Raw genomic sequence first — 10,103 nt, forward strand, 5'->3', positions numbered from 1 at the left:
AAGGCGGACTTCTCTTGCTTCGGGTATCATCCCGACCTTGAATCACGACTCACGTTCCAAGAAAAGTGGGTACTAGCTGCTGTTGTTAGTTGGTAAACTCACCGCCGTTTGTCGTGCTGGTGATTGCAACGCCGTTAACGCATGTTGTCAACAGCCGTTAACGTAAGCGGATCAACTTTCCGGACACGATGCAACCGCAGGCATAAATACACGTTCGTCTGCCTATTTTATAAGGCAGGCCGATCGTCGCAGCCAAAAACCTTTCCGAACATCGAATAGCGGCGAACAAGCGTAAACATCGACACGCACTGCTTTTGGCGACAATCAAAACGACCATCGACTCGTGCTCGTGACGATGACGAACGATGGTCAATCAAGCCACATCGGCATGGGATTCTGAGGAGGTGTCGCTTCTGCAATGCATGTGGAGCGCGGGCCACTCGGTGTCTGCGAGGGGTGGCGATGCGTATCTCGCAACGCCATCATCGGCAAGGTCAAGCGCATGAGAGCTCGCCGAGGCCAAGCAACGCAACAGGGACAAACGACGGCAAAGTCAGCAGCAGTCGCTATCGACTTTGATCCGGCGCTCGTGCAGGAGATGCTCGCCAAGATCGATGGCTATCACGCCGATCTCGCATCCGAACGCGGTTCGTCGATGGCGCGGTGTCGCAACATCCGCGATGTCGATCAGCAACGTCTACAAGGAAGTCAAAGCGCGGAGCTCATCGGCAACCCAACCATCGGCCGTCGCCCCGCGCGAGGGCAAGCGCCTCGAACAGCCGCGGCAGCCGCTGACAGAGCACGGAGCGGTTGTCGCGGCAGGCCTTGTGGCCCAAGGCGCAAGCAATCCAGCTCTTGCAGACGCCGGTCGGGCCGATGATGAGCAGGTTCTGATGCCGGTCGATCCACTCGCCGGCGACGAGCTTTTGGAACAGCGGCTTGTCGAGCCCGCGCGGCGCCTTCATGTCGATAGTCGATCCAGTCCCAATTGATCTTGCCGGCGTGCTGAACCAGTTCGTGCTCCATGTTGATGACCTGCTTGAGCCTGGCCCGGAACAGATCACCTTCGTCCGTCGCCTTCGGCTTCTTCGGTCGCATCGGCTCCTCCCGATACGAGCGCCGAATCATGCCGTGCGATTCGAGGGAATCTCAAACTGCAAATTGCAGGTTCCGAGCTACCGCACTGTCAAAGCCTGCAATCACAAAATCGCCGCAGCCGAAAAACAACGACTCCAGATCAGCCCCTTACCTGTTCTTCACGGACGACTAAGGAGGCACGGATGAATCGATCCATGAGTCAAAAACCAGGCGCACGCTTTACCGAGAAGCAGGGCCATTATCTGGCGTTCATCTATACCTATTCGCACATGTCCGGACGGCCACCCGCCGAATCCTGCATCCCCAGAAGCATCGAAGTCCTTGTGCCGCCAGAAAACTTGCCTATCCTAAGCTGGCCGGTATCAAACCATCAAGATCACTGTGACGAGCCACTAGCTAGTTTCGCCCTCACCTCGTGGCAAGAGGTTAATCGGATGCGTGTGGCGAGAATAACATCAAGCCGAAAGAACACCGAATTCCAGAGTACGCCTAAAGGTTGCCTGGAAGATCGGCGCGAACGTTTGATCCGCGCCTTGGCGAGTCCGAGCCGTCACGGCGCAGGACAGCGCTTCTCTATCCGAGCGAAGCCGCAGCGTCCGCTGCCTTAATCACCTCAGGTGATATTTATTGAGTAGTTCGCCAAGCTCAGTCGCTTCAATCTTTTTTAGAATGAGCTCGCGCAGGAACGCAGGTCCCGGGATCTCAATTTCATTGCCGTCGCGCAGTCTACCCATTGCTGCAAGCAGCTTGCGAATATCATAGGTCGAGTTGAATACCTCGGGCACGCCACGTTCAATCTTGAGGAGGATATACACGGCTTCCATCGCGGTCCGAACGGAGTATTCCGTCGTGAAGATACAATCCCGTTCACCCGACTCCGCGAACTGGCCGATGAAGGCGAAATTGACCGCATCTTTCGGCACAACATCTGGCCGGTCGCCCGCCTGCCGCGGCATGAAGAAGGAAGTGACGTAGGGCATCATCACCGGGACCGTCTTGGCGGCCCCAGCGGCGAGTTCCGGTATACTCGCAACCGGCACACCGAGGTGATAAAGCCATTCTTGCGTGATTTCCTCGCCCGTACAATCTTGCATCGGTTTCCTCACGTAGTCGCCGGCTTTATCGACGAATAGCGAATAGACCCAGACGACGACTTGATCGCTGGGCTGGCGCTTGAAATGCGGCTGGCGATTTGTGGTCCAACTGAGCAACCAGCTCGAATCTTTCACCGTAACGATGCCTCCTGTGACAACCTTGCCGCTGAACGGATCGCGTTTGGCGATCTTGCGGATGTATGCTGGAATGCGTTTGTCCAGGGTCGTGATCGTCGCCGATTCCCATTTGCTTGCAGGAATATTGCCGCAAAAGACATTTGGGCGTCCAAAGGCCGCATCTTTGGCCGCAATACGCCGCCACAGATCCCAGGCGGGCGCCGGTCCTTCGTTGAGCCTGGCGGCCGTGTGATGGTCCCCCATGTCCGAGTTTTCGGTCAGCGACCCGATCGTCATGAAAACAAGATCGTCGGCGCCAATAATGAGACTGCCCTCAATGCCATTCTCCAGCCAGCGGATGGCTGTGGCTTGCTTGCGGCCACGCTTTATGTCGAAATCGATATCGGTGACTCCGACCCCGTAGCGAAAGTTGACGCCTTGCGCCAACAGCCATTTGGATAACGGCAGAACGAGCGATTCATATTGATTGTATTTGGTAAACTTCAGCGTACTGAAATCCGGCAGGCCGCCGATATGGTGGATGAATCGATGCAGATAAAGTTTCATCTCGAGGGCTGAATGCCATTCTTCAAAGGCGAACATGGTCCGCCAATAGAGCCAGAAATTGCTGTTGAAGAAATCTCTTCCGAACACTTCGTCGATGCGCTTGGTCTCCATCTGCTTACGAGTGGCAAGAAAAAGGGCAATCAGCTCTTTCTGGGCCTGTTCGCTCAGTGTGAAGAGGCCATCGGTATGGGCATCCTGCCCCTGCTTCACCGTCGCCCGCCGTAGTGTGTAGTTCGGATCATCCTTGTTCAGCCAGTAAAACTCATCGAGCACGCTGGCGCCTTCAAGTTCGAGCGATGGGATCGAACGAAACAGATCCCAGAGACACTCGAAATGATCCTCCATCTCTCTACCACCTCGAATCACGAATCCCCTTTCCGGATCCTGACAACCGTCCAACGCGCCCCCCGGAACCGTCTGTCGTTCGAGGATGGTGATACGGTCGCCACGCAACTGCCCGTCGCGGATCAAGAAGGCCGCGCCGGAGAGCGCAGCCAACCCCGAACCAACGAACCATGCTGTCTTGCTATCCACGCCGGCGGGTTTGCGGGGCCGAGCAAAAGCTTCGTAATTTCCACTGGTGTAATACATCGCGACATTCGATCTCGTTTGATGTGACAATCCGTCCGCTGATAGTCAGAAGATGTTTTCGACCGCCTGACCCTTCTGCGGGACGCCGATCGTCAGACCGCCATCGACGACGATTTCGGAGCCGGTAAGATAAGAGGACTCGTCGCTAAGCAGGAACAAGACTGCCTGTGACACTTCCTGCGGCTCGGCTGGCCGCGCGAGCGGAATTGGAAAACTGGAAAGATCGATGTTCTCTGTCATCCGAGTGTTGATGAAGCCCGGATGGATAGAGTTTATGCGAACGCCGGACGCGGCGGCCTCCAAGGCAGCGGACTTCGTTATGCCCCGCACGCCGAACTTGGAAGCAACATAGGCGTGAAGCCCAGGACTACCCCTCATCCCCTCGACCGACGAGATGTTGACGATCGAGCCTCCGCCCGCGCGGCGCATCGCAGGTAGGGCAGTCTGCATTCCCAAGAATACACCGGTGAGATTGACAGCCAGGGTCTTCTCCCACTGCTCGAGCGGGAACCGCTCGATGGGAGCCATACTCGCTATGCCTGCATTGTTGACGAGGCCGTGCACCGCGCCGAACTTGCCCTCCGCAGCCGCAATCGCCTGGCACCATTCCCCTGGCTGAGCGACGTCTTGACGCACATAGATCGCGGATGGGCCAAGTTCGGCCGCGAAAGTCGCTCCTTCATTGTCAAGAATATCGGTGATCACGACTTTCGCGCCCTCGGCTACCAGCAGGCGCGCATGAGCGGCCCCCATCCCTTGAGCCCCGCCGGTTACCAAAATGACTTTTTCGCTCACACGTCCCATAACTCTTGGTTCCCTCGATCAGTGGCGGTGCAGGGGTTTTCAGCATCAAAAAGGATGACGGGCGTGTTGATCAAAATGGTTGAGAACGAGCATTGAAAGTCGGGCAAGCCAAGAGTTGCGGTCTGCACCACGCCCCGGACTCTTGGCGATCTGCCCTCTGCTACGTATCATCTTTGATTCCCAAAGCCTGTGCGCAGTACCCGTGTAAATTGGCGCTAAAGCACTTCGATAACGATTTCACGTCGCGAACATGCTTCCGCCGCTCAGGCGTTAGCCATCCTTTGGATTATTGCATTGGCTTTGCCGAACTACCCCGCCTTCTAGACGCCGACAATTTGCGACCGAATTTCCTCCGGTTTCGGAGATAGGATCGGTACCCGCGAGCGGAGCGATACCGGTGCCGAACGGTGCTGAGCTCCTTGTGGATCGAAAAGTGGGGCGCAGAACGCATGAGGTTCTCCTTAGTCTTGCGAATTGGAGTATCCATTCCGTGCAATCGGCGCGCCGAGACTCTGATGGGAAGTCAGCCTCACGTGACTCTTGCACAGGCGCCGGAGGTCTTCCGACTCTCCACCGAGACGGCGATGTCAGGGCCTGCGTTTTCGACCATGCGCAGCGACAATGTTACGCTGATCTGGTTTAATCGAGGCTGTTGCGAAAACTCGTGAGAGAGCCTCATCGACTTTCTGTCCGGATACTTGATCATGTCGGGCTTTCGACATCGCGTCGTCAATCGGACAAGCGAGGAAGGCAACAGAACAAGGGTCGAAAGTTGTCGGGTCACTCGTACCCAATTTGACGTCAGCCAGTGAGCCGTATAAACCGCACGAGGTGCCTGGCATCGACGTTGCATAACGACTGATAGACAAATAGGAATCACCCACTCGCCTTGACGTCATCATCGGTGAGCAGGCTCCGCCGGAATGGATGCACAATCAGGCGCATCCGGCAGCACAGGACAGCTGCCGGCTTCTAGAATGGAAAAGGTCAAGCGTGTCGGATGTTTTCGGATCGTTTAATCCGGCGGATTGAGGTGCAAGGCGCAGAAACGGCACTGCGGCCTCGCGTAGCGAAGATCGCTATCACCGGATCGATGTGCCGCACGGACTACCGAACCCACATCGCTGCCAGCGCAGTACAGTCGCTTCAGGGGCGCTTCAACAACCGGAGAGGCGCGGTGAGATGAATAGCTCAATCTCCAACCGCGCGAATTGTTCTGAGATCAAGGAGGATGCGATGCCCGACGTCAAAGGCATTCCGCTTGATGCGCCTCTTTACCATGGGGGCAAAAATCGTGGCGGTGCGTTTCTCGGCTGCCAAGCCATAAACCTTATGTTCAGCGTGGGGCACGAGGCGAATTGTTTATTGCCGAAGGAACTAGCACCTGCAGCAAACCCTGCAATCGCCATTGTGGGGGTCGCGAGCTATCGCTCAAGCACTGTCGGGCCATACTTGGAGTGCTATTCAGGAATTCAAGTTCGTGATCCCGACGGCGAGACTGGCTACTACATCCCTTACATTTACGTGACGGTAAATGATGCAGCTCTCGCCTCGGGACGAGAGGTTCTTGGTGCTCCAAAAAAGCTGGCGCACATTAGACTGATCAGAGAAGGCGGTCTAATTCAGGGTACGCTCGAGCGTCCGAAAGGCAAGCGCCTGCTGACCCTTACCGCTCAACCAGACGAGCGCATGAGCTCGGATTCGCGGCAGATGTATTCTGCGCGGACGAATTTCTACTCGGTTCGGCAGCTGCCGCCCATCATTGAGTCCGGGAAGGGAGAGGTCACGCAACTCGTCAAATGGTGTACGGACCGAACGTTGCGACGCGACGAGCGTGGCGAAGAAGTTCTATTTACTGGACCAACCTCCCTAACTTACGACTCCCCCTCGATTATCGATCCCGTGCACAACTTGACAGTTGGCCAAGCCCTGCTCGGCACATACGAGGAGTATGACGCAAGGCTCGAGGCCATTGATATCCTTTCGGAGGAATCAAACCCGGTAAACGATGATCGACGAGCTTGAAGAATTCATCCAATCCTAAATTGCTGCCAGCGCTGTCGGTTTGCCAGCTGACGGGCGGTATGTGGGGTTCACCTCCCCGGCGACTCATTCTGGAAGATGGTCGACAAGGCCGGCTTCAAGACCCACGTCTACAACAAGAATAGCGGCAATAAGGAGAAGAAGGCCGACGTGGCGATCGCCACAGCCATGATGGATGGGCGTTCAACATCATCGACAAGGACAACGACGATATCCTGCTGGTTGCCTCGTCAGAAGCAGACGAAAGAGCTGCGCCGGACATGTCGGCTACGGGCCCAAAAGCGCAAACCCGCATTTCTCTGCAGCTCGCTTCGCCCGCCGCAACGTGCTTTCAAGAAAAACGACATAGCAGTTGACTCTTTCTGAATACACTTTCCGATGGCGCGGACTTGATGATGCGCCTAAATGGTTTGCGATGCGCAATACAGCGCGGCGCGATATAGCCGCGGGGAGGCAACATGGGGAACACCCTTGTTGTACACGCGAAACGTCTGCCTCAGTCGCAGAAAGCGCGACGGGCGGCGCAGTATGTCCGCATGTCGACGGATTACCAGCAATACTCGATTGAGAATCAGGCAGTGGTCATCGCGACCTACGCCGAACTTCACAAGCTAACCATCGTCCACACCTATCGTGACGAGGGAGAAAGCGGCCTCAGAATCGAAAACCGGGGGGGCCTTACCGAACTGGTTGAAGACGTGCAATCGGGACGCGCTGACTTCGCTCATCTGCTTGTCTTCGACGTGAGCCGATGGGGACGCTTTCAGGACGTTGACGAGAGCGCGCACTACGAGTTCATCTGCCGCAGGGCGGGCGTCGAGGTTGCTTATTGCGCGGAGCAATTCGACAATGACGGAAGCCTTCTCGCCAGCATCATGAAGAATATTAAGAGAGTGATGGCGGCTGAGTTCAGTCGGGAACTCTCCGCCAAAGTTTTCGCAGGGTCAGTCCGGCTGACGCATCGCGGCTTCAAAATGGGCGGCCCTACGGCTTACGCGTTCCAACGACGTCTCGTCGACGATCAATGCAGACCGAAGGGCATTTTAACGATCGGCCAGCGCAAATCTTTGCTTACCGACCATGTCAAGCTCATCCCCGGTGCGCCCGATCAAGTCGAGATCGTGAATTGGATTCTCCACGAATATCTCCGTCACAAATCGCAGGCCACCATTGCCCGAGAGCTCAACCAGCGAGGGATCTTGAATAGCCAGGGAAGACCGTGGCTTGGAAAGGCTGTCGGTGACCTCCTCCGGAACGAAGCTTATATCGGCGTTCTGACCTACAATCGCAAAAGCAGAGAACTTGGCGCCAAGGTGACGCGCAACCCAAGGGAGCTCTGGATCAGAAAAGAGAATGCCATCGAACCTATCGTCCATCGCGACGCATTCCGGCGCGCGCAAAAGATTATGGGTGAGGGGCGCGTCAGCATTCCCGAAGAGGAAATGTTGCTTCGGCTCCGTAAGGTCCTGATGAAGAAAGGCAAGCTTAGTAAGACGATTATCAATTCAAGTCCGGGACTGCCGTCCATGTCATCGTATGTTTTGCACTTCGGCGCGCTGCGGAACATCTACCGTCTTATTGGGTACAACGGCAATCAAGAATGGTTTGACAAATACGCGTCGCACCAACGGTGGGCCGCCCTTCAGCTTAGCAATGCTGCTCGCCTTCGAGACGCCTTCGAGAGACTTGGTCGCAGTGCCACCCTCAATGCTTCGACTGAATGTCTTCGAATCGACAATGTCGTGAATGTCGTCTTTCGGGTCGCGAGATGCCGCAACTATGAAAACCGGCCCTTGCGCTGGACGCTGCAATACCGCGTGAGGTGGCCGAAGGGATGGGTTGTCGCGGTTCGGCTGGACGAGAAGAACGAAGCGATCTTCGACTATGTCTTGATGCCCTCGGCGTGGCTCACCTTCAGTCGTCGCATGTTCTGGTTCTCAAAGGAAGTCTATAAGGGCCGCACCATAAACCGATTTGACACGTTCGAAGCGCTGTCACGCTTCCTCATCGAATGCGTCGGCAAGGAAAAGCCTTCGTGAGTCTAACACCGCAGATGAAGAAGCCGTTGAAGGCGGCAACTCGCCACGCGACATCGCAACTGCCTTGAACAAGAAAGGCGTACCCGGGCCACGTGGCGGCGCCTGGAACGCCTCGACCATTGACGGTAGCCGCAAGCGCTTGAACGGCATCCTTCAGTACGCCGGGCGGATCATCTGGAACCGCCAAAGGTTCATAAAGGTCCCGGAGACCGGCAAGCGCATCAGCCGCGAAAACCCGCGCGAGCAGTGGATGACTGCTGAGGCAAACGATCTGCACGCGCATGAAGGAAACTGGTTTCTGTGATAACCGGCGCACGGTGCCGCTCGAAGCGATTGAAGCCACGGTTCTAGAGGGGCATCGAGCAGATACTCGCGGTCTGCTGAGATCATGCGTCGGTTTCTTCCAGCTCGGCGATACGCTTGCGCAGCGCGGCGACTTGGCGGCCCAGCTTCCATATCTCGTCGCCGGCCCAGTAGGCGCCGCGCTGGGCGATTTCCTTGCGAACGTCGTCTGCTTCCGCGATCTCGCAGCGGATGACGCTGTCAAAGGCTTCGATGATCAGGTCTCGCACGGGTTATTACCACCTTTTCGGAGCGTGCCGGGGCCATCAGATGCCGGCTTTTGCCGGCCGCGTTGCTCAAATACGTAGAGCGCTCCCTACGGAGCGCTCTACGATCGTCAGTTACGCCTTCGGCAAACTGCCGGCGCGCAAGATGGCTTACGCCTGCCGTACGAGGTTTTCTGGATGCGACGATAGGAAATACCATTCGGCCATGTCAACGTTTAAGTTGTATTCTTTTGTATAACACGTATTGAGTCATTAATTATATCGACACACAAAGGTGCACCGTGTTTGAATCGCGCGATGAAGCGTAGAATCAAACCGAACTCGCAGATGGCGGACTATGAAGTCGTCCTCACCTTCGATGACGGACCGCGGCCGCCGAACACGGATAAGGTGTTGGCTGCGCTCGCACAGGAATGCGCGCGAGCCACGTTCTTTCTGGTGGGCCGATCCTCGGCGGAATTTCCCGAGCTCGTGCGGCGTATGGCCGCCCAGGGCCACACCGTAGCGCACCACAGCTGCCGATCGACGTGATAAGCAGATTGCCCATCCCGGGCCACGAAAACACCGTCTCAACAAGGATTGAGCCCGTGACCACTCCCCCAACAAGCAACCCGAGCACCGTCAATATGGCACGGCCGCGTTCGGCAACGCATGATGGATCAAGATACGCCAGACCGGGATGTCGCGTAGCGGACCGAGTTTGAGCTTCGTCATGGCGTTCCTCCCTTGCCGTAGGGTGCCAATACCAAATCGCGGGTAACGATGACCCGCACGGGGAAACCTGGCCGGATGGTCAGCGTCGGCTGGATGTTGAGCTGGCGCTGCAGATCTGCTGGCCAGTCTGGCTGATGCTGCTAGGTCGTCCAGCGACTCGGCATAGACGACGTATCGCTCCGGGGAGGACCGCCTTGTGCGGTTTGATGGAGGATGAAGACATAGGCGTATGACTGACCATATGCCTATGCCGAAGGTTTCCCGACTTGAAGTCGTCTCGACAGGCGCTCGACGTCGTTGGACATTGGAAGAAAAGCAGCGAATCGTCACCGAGAGCTATGGCGGGCCACGTCTGGTGTCGGTCACGGCACGACGTAACGGGCTGTCGACATATAGCGCGACGATCTGGGTCGGAAGAGCGCGGCGATCAGGATGGCGAGTCAGTGTCGCGGCGCGATGATGATCGC

10 protein-coding genes and 2 pseudogenes are annotated in these 10,103 nt (G+C 56.6%); 7 read left to right on the top strand and 5 right to left on the bottom strand.

The features are described 5' to 3' along the window. Positions 1-737: 737 nt before the first annotated feature. Positions 738-971 (bottom strand): annotated as a pseudogene (locus QJT82_RS44340) (ATP-binding protein); the annotation flags it as partial. A gap of 309 nt (positions 972-1,280) precedes the next feature. On the opposite strand from QJT82_RS44340, the gene QJT82_RS44345 reads away from it, so the two are divergent. Beyond that, positions 1,281-1,706, top strand: a complete 426-nt coding sequence (locus tag QJT82_RS44345; protein WP_223153801.1) for a hypothetical protein — start codon at positions 1,281-1,283, stop codon at positions 1,704-1,706. On the opposite strand, the gene QJT82_RS44350 is transcribed toward QJT82_RS44345, so the two are convergent. Continuing rightward, complete coding sequence (locus tag QJT82_RS44350; protein WP_011082857.1) at positions 1,707-3,467, bottom strand: oleate hydratase; 1,761 nt, start codon at positions 3,465-3,467, stop codon at positions 1,707-1,709. It lies immediately after the preceding gene. Positions 3,468-3,512: 45 nt separating this feature from the next. Then, positions 3,513-4,271, bottom strand: a complete 759-nt coding sequence (locus QJT82_RS44355; RefSeq protein WP_011082858.1) for a glucose 1-dehydrogenase — start codon at positions 4,269-4,271, stop codon at positions 3,513-3,515. Positions 4,272-5,453: 1,182 nt separating this feature from the next. On the opposite strand from QJT82_RS44355, the gene QJT82_RS44360 reads away from it, so the two are divergent. The 4 genes from QJT82_RS44360 (at position 5,454) to QJT82_RS44375 (ending at position 8,657) form a co-directional block, all read left to right on the top strand. Then, positions 5,454-6,296 (top strand): acetoacetate decarboxylase family protein, encoded by an 843-nt coding sequence (locus QJT82_RS44360; protein WP_011082860.1) that lies wholly within the window; start codon positions 5,454-5,456, stop codon positions 6,294-6,296. Positions 6,297-6,392: 96 nt separating this feature from the next. Further along, positions 6,393-6,680, top strand: a complete 288-nt coding sequence (locus tag QJT82_RS44365) for a hypothetical protein (protein ID WP_011082861.1) — start codon at positions 6,393-6,395, stop codon at positions 6,678-6,680. A 92-nt stretch (positions 6,681-6,772) separates the two neighbouring features. After that, positions 6,773-8,353, top strand: a complete 1,581-nt coding sequence (locus QJT82_RS44370; RefSeq protein ID WP_129964814.1) for a recombinase family protein — start codon at positions 6,773-6,775, stop codon at positions 8,351-8,353. A 64-nt stretch (positions 8,354-8,417) separates the two neighbouring features. Next, complete coding sequence (locus QJT82_RS44375) at positions 8,418-8,657, top strand: recombinase family protein (protein WP_014490262.1); 240 nt, start codon at positions 8,418-8,420, stop codon at positions 8,655-8,657. A gap of 82 nt (positions 8,658-8,739) precedes the next feature. On the opposite strand, the gene QJT82_RS44380 is transcribed toward QJT82_RS44375, so the two are convergent. Then, the gene (locus tag QJT82_RS44380; RefSeq protein WP_011082864.1) at positions 8,740-8,925 is read right to left on the bottom strand and encodes a hypothetical protein; all 186 of its coding nucleotides are present in this window, start codon (positions 8,923-8,925) and stop codon (positions 8,740-8,742) included. 324 nt (positions 8,926-9,249) lie between these two features. Between QJT82_RS44380 and QJT82_RS44385 the strand changes: the two genes are divergently transcribed. Continuing rightward, on the top strand, positions 9,250-9,453 hold the full coding sequence (locus QJT82_RS44385; protein WP_223154120.1) for a polysaccharide deacetylase family protein: 204 nt from the start codon (positions 9,250-9,252) through the stop codon (positions 9,451-9,453). Positions 9,454-9,632: 179 nt separating this feature from the next. On the opposite strand, the pseudogene QJT82_RS44390 reads toward QJT82_RS44385, so the two are convergent. Further along, positions 9,633-9,778, bottom strand: a pseudogene (locus QJT82_RS44390) (TrbI/VirB10 family protein); the annotation flags it as partial. A 105-nt stretch (positions 9,779-9,883) separates the two neighbouring features. Between QJT82_RS44390 and QJT82_RS44395 the strand changes: the two are divergent. After that, positions 9,884-10,096, top strand: coding sequence for a transposase (locus tag QJT82_RS44395; protein WP_264641920.1), 213 nt, complete (start codon positions 9,884-9,886; stop codon positions 10,094-10,096). Positions 10,097-10,103 lie beyond the last annotated feature (7 nt).

This window comes from Bradyrhizobium sp. Mp19 (genome assembly GCF_029952935.1).
Lineage (GTDB): Bacteria > Pseudomonadota > Alphaproteobacteria > Rhizobiales > Xanthobacteraceae > Bradyrhizobium > Bradyrhizobium elkanii.

What these genes read in the sequence shown, in the direction of transcription:
- QJT82_RS44370 (WP_129964814.1), top strand. Translation starts at nt 6,773, where the DNA reads ATGGGGAACACCCTTGTTGTACACGCGAAACGTCTGCCTCAGTCGCAG.
- QJT82_RS44350 (WP_011082857.1), bottom strand. Translation starts at nt 3,467, where the DNA reads ATGTATTACACCAGTGGAAATTACGAAGCTTTTGCTCGGCCCCGCAAA.
- QJT82_RS44345 (WP_223153801.1), top strand. Translation starts at nt 1,281, where the DNA reads ATGAATCGATCCATGAGTCAAAAACCAGGCGCACGCTTTACCGAGAAG.
- QJT82_RS44385 (WP_223154120.1), top strand. Translation starts at nt 9,250, where the DNA reads ATGGCGGACTATGAAGTCGTCCTCACCTTCGATGACGGACCGCGGCCG.
- QJT82_RS44360 (WP_011082860.1), top strand. Translation starts at nt 5,454, where the DNA reads ATGAATAGCTCAATCTCCAACCGCGCGAATTGTTCTGAGATCAAGGAG.
- QJT82_RS44395 (WP_264641920.1), top strand. Translation starts at nt 9,884, where the DNA reads ATGCCGAAGGTTTCCCGACTTGAAGTCGTCTCGACAGGCGCTCGACGT.
- QJT82_RS44365 (WP_011082861.1), top strand. Translation starts at nt 6,393, where the DNA reads ATGGTCGACAAGGCCGGCTTCAAGACCCACGTCTACAACAAGAATAGC.
- QJT82_RS44355 (WP_011082858.1), bottom strand. Translation starts at nt 4,271, where the DNA reads ATGGGACGTGTGAGCGAAAAAGTCATTTTGGTAACCGGCGGGGCTCAA.